This is a genomic window from Ruegeria sp. CDSB022, from assembly GCF_059611145.1.
Window position 1 is genome coordinate 724,988 of record NZ_JBXWOZ010000001.1, and the last position, 17,350, is coordinate 742,337.

At 54.5% G+C, this 17,350-nt stretch carries 16 protein-coding genes and 3 tRNA genes; 8 read left to right on the forward strand and 11 right to left on the reverse strand.

The genetic code is table 11. The features are described from left to right. Positions 1-58: 58 nt before the first annotated feature. Positions 59-135: transfer RNA gene (locus AC2FIZ_RS03660), tRNA-Asp, on the reverse strand. A 44-nt stretch (positions 136-179) separates the two neighbouring features. Further along, a tRNA-Asp gene (locus tag AC2FIZ_RS03665) sits at positions 180-256 on the reverse strand. Between the two features lie 574 nt (positions 257-830). Between AC2FIZ_RS03665 and AC2FIZ_RS03670 the strand changes: the two genes are divergently transcribed. Continuing rightward, entirely contained in the window at positions 831-2,657 is a 1,827-nt protein-coding gene (locus tag AC2FIZ_RS03670) for a M10 family metallopeptidase C-terminal domain-containing protein (protein WP_281994677.1), read from the forward strand. A gap of 142 nt (positions 2,658-2,799) precedes the next feature. After that, positions 2,800-2,874, forward strand: a tRNA-Val gene (locus AC2FIZ_RS03675). Positions 2,875-2,986: 112 nt separating this feature from the next. On the opposite strand, the gene lon is transcribed toward AC2FIZ_RS03675, so the two are convergent. Next, positions 2,987-5,395 (reverse strand): endopeptidase La, encoded by a 2,409-nt coding sequence (lon, locus tag AC2FIZ_RS03680; RefSeq protein WP_142634051.1) that lies wholly within the window; start codon positions 5,393-5,395, stop codon positions 2,987-2,989. Positions 5,396-5,746: 351 nt separating this feature from the next. Here lon and AC2FIZ_RS03685 point away from each other — a divergent pair, with 351 nt between their 5' ends. Then, complete coding sequence (locus AC2FIZ_RS03685) at positions 5,747-6,916, forward strand: sugar-transfer associated ATP-grasp domain-containing protein (RefSeq protein ID WP_282027428.1); 1,170 nt, start codon at positions 5,747-5,749, stop codon at positions 6,914-6,916. A 49-nt stretch (positions 6,917-6,965) separates the two neighbouring features. Here AC2FIZ_RS03685 and tgt read toward each other — a convergent pair whose 3' ends face one another. Together tgt and AC2FIZ_RS03695 are read right to left on the reverse strand one after the other, a co-directional pair. Continuing rightward, positions 6,966-8,096, reverse strand: a complete 1,131-nt coding sequence (gene tgt, locus AC2FIZ_RS03690) for a tRNA guanosine(34) transglycosylase Tgt (RefSeq protein ID WP_281994679.1) — start codon at positions 8,094-8,096, stop codon at positions 6,966-6,968. Between the two features lie 63 nt (positions 8,097-8,159). Further along, entirely contained in the window at positions 8,160-9,071 is a 912-nt protein-coding gene (locus tag AC2FIZ_RS03695; protein WP_142634057.1) for a nucleoside hydrolase, read from the reverse strand. A gap of 173 nt (positions 9,072-9,244) precedes the next feature. Between AC2FIZ_RS03695 and AC2FIZ_RS03700 the strand changes: the two genes are divergently transcribed. The 3 genes from AC2FIZ_RS03700 (at position 9,245) to AC2FIZ_RS03710 (ending at position 10,873) form a co-directional block, all read left to right on the forward strand. After that, the gene (locus AC2FIZ_RS03700) at positions 9,245-10,135 is read left to right on the forward strand and encodes an SPFH domain-containing protein (RefSeq protein WP_142634059.1); all 891 of its coding nucleotides are present in this window, start codon (positions 9,245-9,247) and stop codon (positions 10,133-10,135) included. Beyond that, complete coding sequence (locus AC2FIZ_RS03705) at positions 10,135-10,413, forward strand: NfeD family protein (protein WP_281972169.1); 279 nt, start codon at positions 10,135-10,137, stop codon at positions 10,411-10,413. Before AC2FIZ_RS03700 ends, AC2FIZ_RS03705 begins: the two co-directional genes overlap by 1 nt. A 97-nt stretch (positions 10,414-10,510) precedes the next feature. Then, positions 10,511-10,873, forward strand: coding sequence for an SUF system Fe-S cluster assembly protein (locus AC2FIZ_RS03710; protein WP_142634063.1), 363 nt, complete (start codon positions 10,511-10,513; stop codon positions 10,871-10,873). A 22-nt stretch (positions 10,874-10,895) separates the two neighbouring features. Here AC2FIZ_RS03710 and AC2FIZ_RS03715 read toward each other — a convergent pair whose 3' ends face one another. After that, the gene (locus AC2FIZ_RS03715; RefSeq protein WP_281994680.1) at positions 10,896-11,225 is read right to left on the reverse strand and encodes a hypothetical protein; all 330 of its coding nucleotides are present in this window, start codon (positions 11,223-11,225) and stop codon (positions 10,896-10,898) included. A 200-nt stretch (positions 11,226-11,425) separates the two neighbouring features. Here AC2FIZ_RS03715 and AC2FIZ_RS03720 point away from each other — a divergent pair, with 200 nt between their 5' ends. Further along, positions 11,426-11,791 carry a HesB/IscA family protein gene (locus tag AC2FIZ_RS03720; RefSeq protein ID WP_271946875.1) on the forward strand — a complete coding sequence of 122 codons (366 nt, stop codon included), beginning with the start codon at positions 11,426-11,428 and terminating at the stop codon, positions 11,789-11,791. Here AC2FIZ_RS03720 and AC2FIZ_RS03725 read toward each other — a convergent pair. After that, complete coding sequence (locus AC2FIZ_RS03725; RefSeq protein WP_496790608.1) at positions 11,788-12,711, reverse strand: isopenicillin N synthase family dioxygenase; 924 nt, start codon at positions 12,709-12,711, stop codon at positions 11,788-11,790. The two genes, AC2FIZ_RS03720 and AC2FIZ_RS03725, sit on opposite strands and share 4 nt — an antisense overlap. Positions 12,712-12,827: 116 nt before the next feature. On the opposite strand from AC2FIZ_RS03725, the gene tpiA reads away from it, so the two are divergent. Beyond that, complete coding sequence (tpiA, locus tag AC2FIZ_RS03730; protein ID WP_281972171.1) at positions 12,828-13,577, forward strand: triose-phosphate isomerase; 750 nt, start codon at positions 12,828-12,830, stop codon at positions 13,575-13,577. Here the strand turns inward: tpiA and AC2FIZ_RS03735 are convergent, their stop codons facing one another. From AC2FIZ_RS03735 to AC2FIZ_RS03750, 4 genes are all read right to left on the reverse strand, one after another. Beyond that, a complete protein-coding gene (locus AC2FIZ_RS03735) occupies positions 13,578-13,889 on the reverse strand; it encodes a DMT family transporter (RefSeq protein ID WP_142634071.1) in 312 nt (103 codons plus the stop codon). 157 nt (positions 13,890-14,046) lie between these two features. Then, complete coding sequence (locus AC2FIZ_RS03740; RefSeq protein ID WP_281994683.1) at positions 14,047-15,423, reverse strand: TRAP transporter large permease; 1,377 nt, start codon at positions 15,421-15,423, stop codon at positions 14,047-14,049. Beyond that, positions 15,423-16,100 carry a TRAP transporter small permease gene (locus AC2FIZ_RS03745; RefSeq protein WP_142634075.1) on the reverse strand — a complete coding sequence of 226 codons (678 nt, stop codon included), beginning with the start codon at positions 16,098-16,100 and terminating at the stop codon, positions 15,423-15,425. The genes AC2FIZ_RS03740 and AC2FIZ_RS03745 overlap by 1 nt, the downstream gene beginning before the upstream one ends. A gap of 113 nt (positions 16,101-16,213) precedes the next feature. Next, positions 16,214-17,215 carry a DctP family TRAP transporter solute-binding subunit gene (locus AC2FIZ_RS03750; protein WP_142634078.1) on the reverse strand — a complete coding sequence of 334 codons (1,002 nt, stop codon included), beginning with the start codon at positions 17,213-17,215 and terminating at the stop codon, positions 16,214-16,216. Positions 17,216-17,350 lie beyond the last annotated feature (135 nt).

Genomic DNA, 17,350 nt, shown 5'->3' on the forward strand with positions numbered 1-17,350 from the left:
CAACAAAACCAATAGAGTCACCCGGTAAACGGTATGATTTCTGAAAACTAGTGGAAAATGGCGCGGTTGACGGGGCTCGAACCCGCGACCCCCGGCGTGACAGGCCGGTACTCTAACCAGCTGAGCTACAACCGCGCATCTATTTCGTGGCCTTTACCCTGGACCAAGGATGGCAGCGATGGCGCGGTTGACGGGGCTCGAACCCGCGACCCCCGGCGTGACAGGCCGGTACTCTAACCAACTGAGCTACAACCGCCCGCTGCCCGTTCGTTGCTGAACGTTGGGGTGTATTATGGCCACGCCCGGACATCGTCAAGCGGCGAATTGAAGTTTTTTCTCAGAACGTAATTTTTGTTAGAGATGTTTTCTCGTCACACGACGAATGGCCAAACAGAAACAAGCCGATAATTCACGACCCACTGCCTTTGGCCAGACAAAAATATTCTGAAACCTTGAGCAGCACATCACCTGGCATGGGTCCGCTAGATCCAGATCTTAGGACAGCCCCCAAGCTCATCCCCAAGCTCATCCCCAAGCTTATTCTGGCATAAACCCAAAGCGAACAGTCATATCAACTTGCTGGCAGAGAGTTACTCAAAGCTTGCCGCGTTCTGCCTCATTTCAACCACAAATGGTCTTCAAGACGATTACAAACACCTCTGCCAAAAGAGACTTCATACGCTCGGTTGATCCTCGGGCCAAAACGTTGGAAATTTCTGATGCCAAAGGAAGAATTACCGATTCTAGAACCGGTCAAAATATACGGCGCTAATTTTGTATTCCGGAAAAACCGGGAACAAACGGCGTGTTAGACAAGGAAGAAATTTAAGATGTCAGTTGCCAGCACAACTTCTCCGGGTGCAAATGTTACCGGTCATGTTTATGTAGACAGCCTAATTTGGGGCACGTCTTGGGACACCAGCGCCGGAGGCGTCAGTGCTCCGGGCACAATCACATACTCCTTCGATGATGGATCGTTAGGTCGCCGTGGCTTTGCCTCCTACATGAAGGAAGCAATCCGCAAAGCATTTGCAATTATCGAAACGATCATTCCGATCGAGTTCAACGAAGTCGGCTTTCTGACACCAGCAGGCGAGATTAATGACGTTAACATCACCTACGCTTTGCTGACCCAAAACGATCTTGGCGGACCCGGATCTCTTGGTGTCCATCAAGTTCCGGGTGACGACCCCCTGCTGCAGGATTCTGGCATCGACGCCCTGTTCGGCATCTTTGCCTATGATACGCCTCTGTTTAGCAAAGAGGCGCTACGCAAAGGCGGTGAAGGCTTCGCGACAATCATTCACGAGATTCTTCACGGCCTTGGCCTAGCCCACCCACATGATGAAGGCGGCAGCTCGACTATTTTTCCGGGGGTTACGCAGCCCTTCGACGATTACGGGACAGATGGGCAGAACCAGGGTGTTTACACCATCATGTCCTACAACTCGGGCTATCCCGAAGTTGTTCCACTGAAGACATATAAGGCTGGCGGCACGGCCTCGCCCATGGCCCTTGATATAGCTGCGCTGCAGGCGATCTACGGAACGACGGACCACAACACCGACGACAGCGTCTATAAAATCAAAGGCAAGAATGGCGCCGGAACATTCTGGACATCCATCTGGGATACAGATGGAATCGATACAATTTCGGCAAAGGGTGTTGATCGTAGCGTCACGATCAACCTCAATGACGCGGATCTTGATGGCAGCGATGCAGGTGGCACTCCTTCCCATGCCAAAGGCGTAACCGGTGGATTTACGATCGCAAATGGGGTCGTCATTGAGAATGCGCAGGGCGGCAACAAGGGCGACATCATCGTCGGGAATGAAGTTGATAACCGGTTGGAAGGATTTGGCGGTAGCGATGTTATTTCTGCTGGCGAGGGTAATGACATTGTTCTTGGGGGTGGCGGCAATGACACCCTGACCGGAGGTCTTGGAAACGACGAACTGTACGGCCACAAGGGCACGGACAACTTTGTAGCCGAGGACAGCGACGGCGACGATATTATTGACGGCGGAGAGGGCCTGGATTGGTTGCGTTATATTGGCACAAGCGCCGTAACCGTTGATTTGTCTGACACCAATGCACAGGCAACCGGATACGGAACCGATACCATTACGGGTGTCGAAAACGTCGATGGGTCCGAGCAAAATGACGACATTACAGGTACGGACGGTCGAAACATCCTGCAGGGTAATGGAGGGTCTGACCGCCTGGACGGGGGCCTTGGCAAAGATACCCTGAATGGTGGCGCAGGCAGCGATACTTTGATCGGTGGTGCCGGAAGGGACACCATGACCGGCGGCGAAGGGGCCGATGAGTTTGTGTTCACGTCAACAACCGAAAGTTCGCGCAAAGCAAAATATGCCGACCGGATTACCGATTTCACTCAGGGTGAAGACAAGATCGACCTAAGTGCGATCGACGCAAGCACCGTAATTGACGGCGATGATTCATTTGTCTTCAACGGTACAACACCGGCCCAGACGTCGGACGAAGGCGAAATCTATTACGTCAAGAAAAACAACGCAGGCACCAAGAACGACTTCACACTTGTTCTTGTGGATACTGACGGCGACAAAAATCCTGAGATGGTTATCAAGATCTCTGGCTTGCACGATCTGACCCAGGACGATTTCATTCTTTGACATCAAAAAGTGAAAGGGCGGCCCCACAAGGCCGCCCGTTTATGGGCACCTCGACTGGGCATTTGCGGGGTAATCCCCGGGGCCCAAAAGGCGCAAAGACCTCTTGCGGCTTTGCTGAACTCCTTATAAGACCCCTGCTCACGGGTGATTAGCTCAGTGGTAGAGCGCTTCGTTCACATCGAAGATGTCAGGAGTTCAAATCTCTTATCACCCACCATTTCTCTACTCTGCGATCCGATATGCAAAGCCAGTAATTGGCTGACTATTTGGTCTGACCAAAGAAAAAGGGCGAGGTGCTAACCCCGCCCCTAATTGCCATATTCTGACCTTTAGTGCGCCCTGGCGGACGGGGACGTGTTCTCAGCCGTTTTGGCTGCAGCCGCGGCGGCCTCTTCTGCGGCTTCGTCCCATTCGACAGGTTCAGGATCCCGAACCAGAGCGTGTTTCAGAACTTCCGAAACATGCGTGACCGGGATGATTTTCAGCCCTTCCTTCACGTTGTCAGGAATTTCGGCCAGGTCTTTCTCATTCTCTTCCGGAATCAGAACAGTCTTGATCCCGCCGCGCAGAGCCGCCAGCAGCTTTTCCTTCAAACCACCGATGGGCATCGCATTGCCGCGCAGGGAAACCTCTCCTGTCATGGCAATATCCTTGTGCACCGGGATACCCGTCAGAACCGATACGATTGAGGTCACCATTGCCAAACCGGCCGAAGGACCATCCTTGGGCGTTGCCCCGTCCGGTACGTGGACGTGGATGTCCAGGTTGTCGAATTTGGGCGGCTTCACCCCGATCTTAGGTGAGATTGACCGCACATAAGATGAGGCTGCATCGATGGATTCCTTCATCACATCGCCCAGCTTACCCGTGGTCTTCATCCGCCCCTTACCGGGCAGTTTCAGCGCCTCGATATGCAGCAGATCGCCGCCAACGGAGGTCCAGGCCAGACCGGTTACAACCCCAACCTGATCGTGCTGTTCAGCCAAACCATAGCGGAACTTGGGCACGCCCAAGAATTCATCCAGATTGTCCGGCGTCACCGTGACCGACTCCGCCTCTTTCTTGATGATCTTGGTCAGCGACTTCCGCGCCACCTTGGCGATTTCGCGTTCAAGGTTCCGCACGCCAGCTTCTCGGGTGTAGGTGCGGATAATCGATTGCAGCGCCTCATCGGATAGTTCGAACTCTTTGGCTTTCAGACCGTGGTTCTTGATCTGCTTACCGATCAGGTGCTGCTTGGCGATCTCGCTCTTTTCATCTTCGGTATAGCCCGCCAGAGGTATGATCTCCATCCGGTCGAGCAAAGGCCCGGGCATGTTATAGCTGTTGGAGGTGGTCAGGAACATCACGTTGGATAGGTCATATTCAACCTCAAGGTAGTGATCCATGAACGTGCTGTTCTGTTCCGGGTCCAACACTTCCAGCATGGCCGAGGCCGGATCGCCACGGAAATCCTGACCCATCTTGTCGATCTCGTCGAGCAGGATGAGCGGGTTTGTGGTCTTCGCCTTTTTCAGCGCCTGGATGATCTTACCAGGCATCGAACCGATATAGGTCCGACGGTGGCCACGGATCTCGGACTCGTCACGCACACCGCCCAGCGAGATGCGAATGAATTCGCGCCCCGTCGCACGTGCAACCGACTTACCAAGCGAGGTTTTACCCACACCCGGAGGGCCAACAAGGCACATAATCGGGCCCTTCAGCTTCTTCGACCGCTGCTGAACAGCCAGATATTCGACGATCCGTTCCTTGACCTTCTCAAGCCCATAGTGATCGTCATCCAGAATTTCCTGCGCGCGACCAAGATCTTTTTTAACGCGGGACTTGGTGCCCCAAGGCAGAGCCAAAATCCAGTCGAGGTAATTGCGCACGACTGTGGCCTCAGCCGACATCGGGCTCATATTGCGCAGCTTCTTCAGCTCACCTTCGGCCTTTTCACGCGCCTCTTTCGACAGCTTTGTTTCGGCGATTTTCTCTTCCAGCTCGGCCACTTCGTTCGAGCCGTCATCGCCATCGCCAAGTTCCTTCTGAATGGCTTTCATCTGCTCATTCAGGTAGTACTCGCGCTGTGTCTTCTCCATCTGGGTTTTGACGCGGGTCTTGATCTTTTTCTCGACCTGCAGAACCGACATCTCGCCCTGCATCAGGCCGTAGACCTTTTCAAGCCGTTCGCTGACCGACAGTGTTTCCAGCAGTTCCTGCTTTTGCTCGACCTCGATACCAAGATGCCCCGACACGAGGTCGGCCAGTTTGGCGGGCTCGGCGGTTTCACCAACAGCGGTCAAAGCCTCTTCGGGGATGTTCTTGCGGACTTTGGCATAGCGTTCGAACTCATCCGCGACGGTGCGAAGCAACGCTTGTGTAGTGGTCACATCACCCGGAATCTCGGTCAGATATTCTGCACGAGCCTCAAAAAACTCTTCGTTATCAAGGTATTCTGTAATCTGTACGCGCGCTTGCCCCTCGACCAGAACTTTCACGGTTCCATCTGGAAGCTTCAGCAGCTGCAGCACATTCGCCAGCACGCCCGAGCGATAGATACCGTCGATTTCCGGATCGTCATCACCTGGATCAATCTGGCTAGACAGCAGAATTTGCTTATCGTCCTGCATCACTTCCTCAAGTGCGCGGACAGACCTTTCCCGACCCACGAACAAAGGCACGATCATATGAGGAAAAACCACAATGTCGCGTAGCGGAAGTACTGGGTATGAGGAATTCAGGGGCTCTTGCATGCTCAATCCTTATCTTTGGCAAGACGGCACTGGTCCCTCATCTAGGCAACCCCCGGCCGTCTCCTGTCTGGAAGGTAAAGGTGGTGCGCCAAGCGTCCTATTTCAACCTTACCTGTAGTGGACCTAACAATGACCGGAAGGTTGCGCCTCCGCAAGACGATAACATGATCGGTCTTGTCAAATTCTCAATTTGACCCCGCTTGGTTTCTTCGGCGATTGCCTGCCTGGAAATTCAGAAACCAACAGCAAAAGTACAACACTATCTAACAGGCAGCTGCCCAAAGCCTGCCATCATCGCAAACAATATGATTGCATACCCCAACTTCTGATCGATTACTGTGAGTCGTAGAGATGACAAATCCAAAAAATATCAATGCTGCGGAATCCGACCATCAACGGTACCTATCTGCCCGCGACTCCGATCATGCGACGCTTTTAGCGCATGCCGCCAAAAGCTCTGGGCGCTCTGTTTTACAAGTCCAACGGAGCTTCAATCAAATGGCAAAGCCTCCCAGCCGTTTGAATATGGTTGAGTATGTGCGCAATGGCCTTCATCACGAAGACCGCTTTACCGACGCCGAACGCGCGGCATACATCTCCAATGATCTCCATTGGCCCATCGCCCACAAGTGTAACCATCATGGTTGGAACAGTGCCGCAGAAGACAAGATACTGGCTTCTACTTTGCTTGAAACAGCAGGTGTACCTGTCCCGGAAACCGTTGGCGTCATCGACCGTTCGAACCGACACTACCCCGGGGTTACGAAAATCAACACTCCTGAGGCGTTGCGCGATCTCGTTTGCAACCATCTGGAAGGTGGGCTTTTTGGAAAGATCGTCGAGGGGATGGTAAGCTTTGGGGCCTTTTTGATCGAGGACGCGGATCAATCCACTATCACTTGTGCAGGCCAACCGCCGATCACCTATGAGGCATTCCTAGACGAGTTCGTTGGGCAGAATTCATATGTCGTGCAACCTTTGCTCAAAAATCACTCTGCAATCCAAGACTACGCTTCAGCCCTTGCAACGGTGCGAATGGTTACGCTGGTAAGAGAAAACGACGTCTTTTGCCCAGTTGCCGTTATTAAACTTCCGCAGGGCCCCAATATTGCGGACGCCTTCTGGAGACCGGGGAACCTTGCTTGTTCGATCAATATCAAAACCGGCGTTATCGAAACCGTCGCGCGCCGCGCCAAGATGGAAACAGAATTCCTGGATGACCATCCTGACAACCCCGGTTTAATGGGCTTGAAACTGCCTTTTTGGGACGAATTGATCGAAATAAATGACCGTGCTGCAAGAACCTTTCAGCCAATTCGATATCAGTCGACCGACATTGCTATAACCGAGTCTGGTCCGGTCGTTGTCGAGCTGAACTATGGCGGTGGCTTCGACCTGCCTCAATATGCAAGTGGTCGTGGGATGTTGACCCCAGAAGTTCGTAGCTTTTTCGAAGGGTTTGGCTACGACCTCGATGCAAAACCACAAAAGAAGCGCTGGCTGTTCGGTAAACGCAGATAAAGCGCCCTCAATCTGGTGTCTTGTTAGGTCGACTGAAAAGGCGCTGAACCTAAATCTGTTCAATATCCCCTTGCGCGCGCTGCGCATGGAAGGTCGCCTGCCAGACATCGAATGTGCCAGCAGCAATGGCATCGCGCATACCCTGCATGATTTCCTGAAAATAGTGCAGATTATGCCAGGTCAGCAGCATGCCCGAGATCATCTCGTTCGAGCGGAACACATGGTGTAGATAGGCGCGAGAATAGTTCGAACACGCCGGGCATGAGCAGGCCTCATCCAGCGGGCGCGGGTCATCGGCGTGGCGGGCATTCTTTATGTTGACCACGCCGTAACGAGTGAACACCTGTCCTGTGCGACCGGACCGTGAGGGTAAGACACAATCCATCATGTCGATCCCGCGGGCGACAGCTCCGACAATGTCGTCAGGCTTTCCAACGCCCATCAAATAGCGCGGTCTGTCGGCTGGCAGAAAGTCAGGAGCGTAGTCGAGGCAACCAAACATGGCCTCCTGACCTTCGCCCACGGCCAGACCGCCAACCGCGTAACCTTCGAATCCGATCGCTTTCAGCGCCTCGGCACTTTCTTCGCGTAGATCCTGTTCCAGCCCGCCTTGCATGATCCCAAACAACGCATGTCCAGGACGGTCGCCGAAAGCCTGTCGCGATCGATCGGCCCATCGCATCGACAAGCGCATTGATTCAGCAATTCGATCTCGATCTGCGGGTAGGGCTGGACATTCGTCAAAACACATCACGATGTCTGAACCCAGCAAGCGCTGTATCTCCATCGAGCGTTCCGGGGTCAGCTCGTGCTTGGACCCATCAACATGAGATTTGAAGGTCACGCCCTTTTCGGTCAGCTTGCGCAGACCAGCCAGGGACATGACCTGAAATCCACCAGAATCGGTCAGGATCGGGCGATCCCAGTTCATGAACTTGTGCAACCCACCCAAACGGTCAATGCGCTCGGCCGTAGGGCGCAGCATCAGGTGATAGGTGTTTCCCAACAGTATATCGGCACCGGTTGCACGAACACTTTCCGGCATCATCGCTTTGACCGTCGCAGCAGTCCCCACTGGCATGAACGCCGGGGTACGCACCTCGCCACGCGGCGTGTGGATCACTCCGGCGCGGGCCTTGCCGTCGGTGGCCTTCAGGTCAAATGAGAAACGGTCTGTCATTGGGCATCCTTGGGTCGCTGAACCGGGCAGGATTTGCCCGATCTGCTCAGCCATTGCAAGTTGTCAGGGTAAAGAGGCAACCTGCCGGGTAAACAGATCAACAACCCCTGCCCCGTCAACATCCCGACATACCAGCACAGCCGGTCGCGTTGAGACCGGACGCGTAGCGCCGGATTCCGTACCACCCACAATTACCTCAACCCCGGTTTCGACCATCTCGAACATCGTGCCATGGGTGCAGGCGATCACAGCAGTCGAGTCATGTAGGCCGCAGCCCTCCAACCCGCCGATATCCTTGTAGAATTTCAGGTAAAATACCGAGATGTCACGCAGGAAAGCCCCCATATCGGGCGAGCGTTGGGCCAGACCGTCAAAATCCGCACTTTTGTACAGCGTTTTCAAGGTGACATCCAAACCAACCACAACGGTCGCCGGGGGTGCTGCAAATACTTCATTTGCGGCAAGGGCATCGTGATAGATGTTTGCTTCGGCATGTTCCGTGATGTTTCCTGGGCAGAAAACCGCCCCACCCATGATCACCAACTGTTTGATGTTCTGCGAAAACTCAGGGTCCAAACGCATCGCCGCAGCAATATTAGTCAAGGGGCCGATTGCACAAACCGTCAGCTCTCCCTTGTGGCGGCGCGCCATTTCCACCAGGAATTCCGTGGCATTCAAATCATGGTTCGCCCCGATTTCCGGGATATCGGTAATATCCCCAAAACCTTCGGGACCGTGAACGTGTTCGGACGGTGCGTGGTGTCCTGTTCCCTGTGGGTAGGCCGCGCCTTGGGCGACGGGAATGTCCAACCCAAGTTTATCCACCAAAAACCGTGCATTGCGGCTGGATTGATGAACGTGGGTGTTGCCAAAAACGGTCGTCAGGCCGATCAAGTCAATCTCGGGGGCTGCAGCGGCATATGCAATGGCCATCGCATCGTCGATGCCGGGGTCTGTATCAATAATCAGTTTCATCCCAGCCCGATAGCGCAAACGCGAGGGGATGCAAAGCGGTCACAATAGCAAAAACTAACCAAAATCCATGGATCAGCGTTTTGAATCCAAGCACAATCCCTCCATACCAGAGTTGAAAAAGGGCGATTCAAACCCCAAATGTATACTATCGTACACAATAAAAGAGGACAGATATGACCGAAGACCAAATCATCGGATTGCTTTCTTCGAACATAATTTACCTGCTCGCGGCGGCATTGATCGTCATCATCACGCTAAAAGGCATTAAAATCGTACCGCAATCAGAAAAGTATGTGGTCGAACGGTTCGGGCGCTTGCATTCGGTGCTTGGCCCTGGGATCAACTTTATCGTTCCTTTACTGGATGTTGCGCGGCACAAGATATCCATTCTGGAACGCCAGCTTCCCAATGCAACGCAGGACGCAATCACAAAAGATAACGTTCTGGTCCAAATCGACACTTCGGTCTTTTACCGCATCCTAGAGCCGGAAAAGACAGTCTACCGCATCCGCGATGTAGATGGTGCTATCGCGACGACCGTTGCCGGTATCGTCCGGGCGGAAATCGGCAAGATGGACTTGGACGAAGTTCAGTCGAACCGTGCTCAACTGATCACTCAGATTCAAGGAAGCGTCGAAACCGCCGTGGATGACTGGGGGATCGAAGTGACGCGCGCCGAGATTTTGGACGTTAACCTCGATCAGGCGACCCGTGACGCGATGCTGCAACAGTTGAATGCTGAACGCGCGCGCCGCGCGCAGGTAACCGAGGCCGAGGGCAAGAAACGCTCTGTTGAGCTTCAGGCCGACGCCGAACTCTATGCGGCAGAACAAACGGCCAAAGCGCGCCGCATTCAAGCCGAAGCCGAAGCCTATGCAACCAGTGTTGTTGCCCAGGCGATTAAGGAAAACGGTATCGAAGCGGCTCAGTACCAGGTTGCATTGAAACAGGTTGAGGCATTGAACACGCTGGGCACCGGCAATGGCTCGCAGACTATCGTTGTACCTGCCAATGCGCTTGAAGCTTTCGGAAACGCCTTCAACATGTTGAAAGGACGTACATAATGGCTGATCCCTTTTGGTTAACATGGTGGCTATGGCTGGCTGGCGCGTTGGCTTTGGGCATCCTCGAAATAGTCCTACCTGGGTTCATCTTTCTGGGTTTCGCCATCGGGGCCGGGCTGACGGGTATTCTGCTGGCAATCCCTGGAATAGCACCGTCGCTGCCGATCCTGCTTATGATCTTTGCGACTTTGTCGCTGATTGCCTGGCTGATCCTGCGCCGCGTCTTTGCTCTGCCCCATGGCCAGGTGAAGAAGTTCAGGCATGACATAAACGACTAAACTCTTATGGCACCCCTTAAGGGGGTGTCATTGTGCCTCTGGACGCTGCCCGAGGCTTTCCCTATATAATTCGTCAGGTAACAAACCCGAGGCACGAATGACTCATCCGAGCGAACAGTTTGAAGGCACACCTCTTATTGCCCCTTCAACGATTGAACACCCTCTTTATGAGCCGGTGGTCGACGCCTGCCGAACGGTTTATGACCCCGAAATCCCTGTAAATATCTATGATCTGGGTCTGATCTATACGATCGACATCACCCAGGAAAACGCGGTCAAGGTCATCATGACACTGACCGCGCCTGGCTGCCCGGTTGCCGGCGAAATGCCTGGGTGGATCGTCGAGGCAATCGAACCCGTGGCCGGCGTTAAAGAAGTTGACGTGGAACTGACCTGGGAGCCCCCCTGGGGCATGGAAATGATGTCAGACGAAGCGCGCCTGGAACTTGGATTTATGTAAGTCCAAGTGCGAAGGTCTGCTGTTATTGAATTCCGCAGGTCGATTTGATTTCGTCTGACCTCTGGTTAAGCTTCTCTATGTAATCTCCTGATAACATAGTTAGTCTTTTCTTTTCGGTTCCAGTCACAAGGCCTAGAAGCGCCCCAGCAGGTGTAATGGCAATTACACTTTTGGCCTGCTCTTCCTCTGCATGTTTTCGTTCGGTTGCAATCGCGCGCAAATCACCTTCTGCCGTTGCACAGTTTACCGGATGTTGCTTTTCTTCTGCGATCGCCGTCTGAGCCAAAAACACAGACAGCATCAGAGAAGGAATTGTAAGAGTATCTTTTTTTCTAAACCAAAGTCTTTTCATGCTATTCAGCCTCAATTACTTTCCAAAAGTGGATCATGGGTCAGGCTATGACGAGTGTAATTTGCAAAGCAAGCCTTGCTTACCGACTCAGGCGGGAAATCTAATCCGACAGTAAAAGTTAGGTAAGAAAACCTGCTATGTCTTGAGCCTGATGCCTCGCGGCACTACATTAGCAACAACGAACAACGACGGAGATCATGATGTTCGGCATCCCCGGCAAACAGGCCGTAACAATGACACCAAAGGCTGCAGAGCAGATTGCCCGCCTGATGACTTCGGGCGGCCATGCTGGTTTGCGTATTGGCGTCAAGAAAGGCGGCTGTGCCGGGATGGAATACACCATGGACTATGTCGACCAGCCTGACACCAATGATGAAGTGGTCGAGCAGCACGGCGCGCGGATCATGATCGCCCCGATGGCACAGATGTTCCTGTTTGGAACAGAGATCGACTATGAGGTCTCGCTGCTTGAATCCGGTTTCAAGTTCCGCAACCCGAATGTTGTAGATGCCTGCGGTTGCGGAGAATCCATCAAGTTCGACGAAAGCATTGCAACTCAGCCTTAAGACGCTGCCTGCAAGTGCACATAGGTCTCGTTGAAACGACGCGTCAAGTGCTCTCCTGCCTGGATGACATTCTCTGAATGTGGCGGGGCAACATTGGTGTCATAAGACGGGTTGAAGAACAAAGGAACCGACAGCCTTTCAGCAGATCCACCGATCACACGGTGCAGAGTTGCCTTGACCGCCCCTGCCGTCCAGAACTCCAGCATCTCCCCAAAATTGATAATGAATGTTCCGGGCTGCGCTTGGACCTGAGCCCAACTCTGGTCCGGCATCTGTACCTCTAACCCGGCTCGACCATCGGTGGCCAGCAGGGTCAGACAGCCATAATCAGTGTGCGCTCCGATACCGAAATCCTTTTCGCCTGCCCAGACTGGACGTTGCGGGTAATAATTGCCGCGCAAAAGGGCCATGGGCGTGTCGAAGGCAGTGACAAAGCTGTTGGCATCCTTGCCCAATGCCACCGAAATGGCGCGCAACACCCGCATGGCAACCGAACAGGCGTCACCATAATAGGCCTCGATGATTGATCGAAACTCGGGCACAGCTTCCGGCCATTGGTTCGGGGCATAAACCGAGAGGTTCTTGCCAAAGTACCTATTGGTCTCAGCTAGCTCGTATCCGCAATCGAACACCTCTTTGAAGTCAGGATTTGCAGCGGGATCTACCTGTTCCGAGCGCGAGGCGCCCCACCCGCGGTTGGACCCGGTCACAGCCATATCAACGCGCCGTTTCTCGGCCTCTGGCAGCCGGAAGAATGCGTGATATGCCGAGATGACCCGTTCCACCCGACAGGCGGAGATACCAGTATTGGACACGGTCAGAAACCCAACTTCACCGACGGCGCGGGTCAATTTGGCCAATTCCGCCGTGTCGCACCGATCCAGTTTTTCAAGATCAAGATGTTCGATCATATTGCTCATTCCTCATCGCGGCGGAAACTGCCGTTTTGCAACGGGCTCTGCAACCGGAATTGTCAGACCTGACTGGCAATGATATCCGGTCACCAGAAAACCGATTTATTTCAAGGGGACGCGATATGCGGCGCAAACTGGCGGCTGGAAACTGGAAGATGAATGGTAATGCTGCCGACTTGAGAGAGCTTCAGGCCCTTTCTCACATGCTTGCTGCCCCGGCAGTTGATATTCTGATCTGCCCACCTGCCACCTTGATCCATCGGGCCAAAGAGAAGGTCCCGGGCGGAAACATCCAGATAGGCGGTCAGGATTGCCACGCGGCAAACTCGGGCGCGCATACAGGTGACATTAGCGCCCAGATGCTGGCCGACGCCGGAGCGTCAGCCGTCATTCTTGGCCATTCTGAACGCCGCGAAGATCATGGTGAACAGAATGAAGATGTTCGTGCTAAGTCTATTGCCGCTATGAATGGTGGGCTAAAGGCGATCATCTGCGTCGGTGAAAGCCTGGAACAACGCGAGGCCGCCAATACCCTGGATATAATCGGCGGCCAGATGTCTGGCTCGATCCCGGATCAGGCAACGGGCGAAAACCTAATAGTCGCCTACGAACCGATCTGGGCCATTGGCACGGGCAAAGTGCCCACTCTGGATGAAATCGGTCAGGTGCATGACTTTATCCGCGCGCGGCTGGAACGGCGCTTTGGCGAAGGCGTTGGGCGTTCGGTCCGGCTGCTTTATGGCGGCTCGGTAAAGCCATCAAACGCCGCCGAGATTTTCGCCGTATCGAACGTGGATGGCGCATTGGTGGGCGGGGCGAGCCTGAAGGCTGACGATTTCTCGGGCATCATTCAGGCTCTGGAACAGGCCTGATCAGGCCATTTTCATCGTCACCATCCCGGCTATGATCAAGACTGCCGCGCAGATGCGCGTGGCGGTCAGGGCTTCGCCCAGAAAAAGAATACCAAAGGTAAACGCGCCAACCGCTCCTATTCCCGTCCAGATGACATAGGCTGTTCCCAAAGGCAGCGTCCGCATGGCCAGTGCCAGCAATGTGAACGAACCAAGCATCGAAACCGCCATCAGGGCGGTCGGCCAGAACCGGGTGAACCCGGCAGATTGTTTCATCGCCACGGCCCAGACAATTTCAAGCAGGCCGGCAAACAACAGGATAATCCAGGGCATAGAAGAGACCTCTGATCAGTCCGGGTCGTCCCGGATGCTGTCCCGTGATGGAGAGGTCGTCCTCTGCCCTTTTAGATAATCCCCTTGGCGCCCCGTTCAAGACGCAAAAACCGGGCAGAGATCCCCTGCCCGGTCTTATTCTCAGCGGCTGGACCCGCTAGTTTGTTATGATCTCCGGCCCCATGAAAGTGTTGGGCAGAAAGGTGGATATCCACGGGATATAGGTCACCATGATCAGGAAGACGAACAGGACCGCCAGGAATGGCAGGGCCGCCCGGACAACGCCCATCATCGGCATGCCCGCCACGCCCGAGGTCACGAACAGGTTCAAGCCGACCGGCGGGGTAATCATCCCGATCTCCATGTTCACAACCATGATGATGCCCAGGTGAATCGGGTCGATGCCCAGCTCGATTGCAATCGGGAACACCAGTGGTGCTACGATCACCAGCAGGCCCGAAGGCTCCATGAACTGGCCGCCGATCAGCAAGATCACATTAACCACGATCAGGAAAGCCACCGGCCCCAGACCTGCCGACAGCATGGCAGTTGCTATGTGCTGCGGTACCTGCTCATCGGTCAGAACATGTTTAAGGATCAAGGCGTTGGCGATAACGAACAGCAGGGTTACGGTCAGTTTTCCGGCCTCGAACAACGTCTGCTTGGTGTCCGGGTGAAAAATCGCCGTGATCAGCGCATAGGGTTTTTTGAACAAAGAGATGTTCTTTTCTTCGCCCTCGGTGCTCAGCGGCCCCATGTCCTTGTAGACAAAGCTGGCAATCAGAAACGCATAGACGGCGGCCACGGCAGCGGCCTCGGTCGGGGTAAAGATACCGCCGTAGATGCCGCCCAGAATGATCACGATCAGGAACAGACCCCACCCGGCCTCGCGTGCCGAGACAAGGATTTCGCCCCAGCCTTTCCATTCCCCCTTGGGAAGGTTCTTGACCTTGGCCATCACATAGATGGTGATCATCAGCATCAGCCCAGCCATCAGGCCGGGGATCACACCGGCGAGGAACATGCGGCCAACCGAAACTTCGACAGCAGCCGCATAGACCACCATCACGATCGACGGCGGGATCAAAATGCCCAGCGTCCCGGCGTTACAGATCACACCGGCGGCAAACTCCTTGGAATAACCAACCTGCCGCATCCCGGCGATCACAATCGACCCGATGGCCACCACCGTAGCCGGAGACGACCCCGACAGGGCCGCAAACAGCATACAGGCGAACACCCCCGCAATCGCCAGACCTCCGGGCAAGTGCCCCACGCAGGCAATCGAGAAACGGATGATGCGCCGGGCCACGCCGCCCGTGGTCATGAAGGATGAGGCCAGAATGAAGAACGGGATCGCCAGCAGGGTAAAATGCCCCTCGAACGCCTCAAACAGAGTGCCTGCGACCGAGGCCAGCGAACTGTCTGAATAGATCAGCAGAAACAGCGTCGAGCTGAGCCCCAACGCCACCGCAATCGGTACACCGATCAGCAGCAGGCCGATCACCATCGAGAACAGAAGAATGACATCCATCAGTTGTGCTCTCCTTGCTGAGCGCGGACTTCTTCAATCTCGTCCTCGACTTCGTGGCTAGCGACCATCCGGTCGGCTTCGCCGCGCCAAATCTGTACCGCAACCTGCGCAAAGCGGATCACCAAAAGCAGCATCGACACGGGCAGAACCAGATACGGCACCACCTTGGGCAGTTTTTCATAGCCCTCGCCATAGTTGATCAGATCCTCAAGAAACCGCAGCGGGGCGACCATCGGAATGTCGTCGACCTCATAAAAGCTCTGACTGCGCGCATCGAAGTTGAACCCGGTAGGGAACCATCGCCCCGATGTGGGCGGCAGATCCGCGAACACGGCCCAATAGTCATATGCGCCTTTTAGCATCAGCAGAGAAAACACCAGACAGCAGGCTACTGCGATCAGAGCCAAAATCCGTCGAGGCGCCGGGCTGAGCATGTTCAGGATGGCGTCCACTCCCAGATGGGCGTGTTTCTTGACGGCATAAGACGCCCCAAGCAGCACCAACCAGCCGAAGGCGAATACCGTCAGCTCCAGTGCCCATAGGATATTGGAATTAAAGAAATACCTTGCGATCACATTGGCAAATGTCACAGCCGTCATCAGGCCCAGCAACGATGCGATCAAGGTTTCTTCGATATGGTCGACCAGCCCGCCTTGGCCGGATTGCGCACCAGACATCTATCTGTCCCCACATTTTTTTGAGATAAGTGCTGTTTGGGCGGGCCAAATCGGCCCACCCTGCCTGCGCGTCGAATACTCCCCAGTCCCCGGACGCGCGGCGTATACCAGGATCAGAACCCGGCGTTGATAGCCTGTGCGGCGTCGATCTTTTCTTGACCCACGTCACCGGCGAACTGTTCCCAGACAGGTTTCATGGCGTCGATCCAGGCCTGACGCTGTTCAGGGTTAAGTTCACGGATGATACCGCCCGCATTTGTGATCGAGACCTTGGCTTCCTCGTTCACCGAGAAGGATTCTTTGTTCCGCTGTTCTGTCACTTCGCCCAAAATGGTCAGGAACTGTTCGCGCACCGCAGGATCCAGGCTGTCCAGCCAGTCAACCGATGTCACGACCAAATAGTCGATGACACCGTGGTTGGTTTCAGTGATACCGTCCTGAACCTCAAAGAACTTCTTGCCGTAGATGTTGGACCAAGTGTTTTCCTGTCCGTCGACGACACCTTGCTGCAACGCGCCATAAACCTCTGAGAAAGCCATTTTCTGCGGGCTTCCGCCAATCGCCTCCATCTGCGCGACCAGCACGTCAGAGGATTGGACGCGGAATTTCAGGCCATTGGCATCCGACGGATCGACCAGCGGTTTGTTGGCCGACATCTGTTTCATGCCATTGTGCCAGAATGCCAGCCCCTGCAGGCCACGGCGCTGCATGCTGTCTTTCATCGCCTGACCGTCAGCCGAAGCCTGAAATGCGTCTACCGCGTCAATGTTCTTGAACATGAACGGCAGGTCGAACAGGCGGAATTGCTTGGTGAACTTCTCGAACTTGGACAATGACGGGGCCGCCAGTTGCACATCGCCCTGCAACATCGCCTCAAGGACTTTATCGTCGTTATAGAGCGTGGAGTTCGGGTAGACCTCCATGCACATCACGCCATTCATCTCATCATTAACGCGCTGTTCCAGCAACGAGGCTGCAATACCCTTGGGATGTTTATCGGTATTGGTCACATGCGCGAATTTCACGACGATTTCGCCGTCTTCACAAGCGGCCATGCCTGCGGTTGCTGTTACGGTTAGAGCGACGGCGGTCGCTGCCGTTGTCAGAAATTTCATCAGTCGAGTTCTCCCAGATACTTCACTACGTCTCCGGACGCGCAGAAGCCGTCCCATGGCGGCGAGTGAACCGAATCGGGGTCAAGCCCTCAACTTATTGTGGGCTTGACTATCGGGTAGTATTTTTTCATTTAT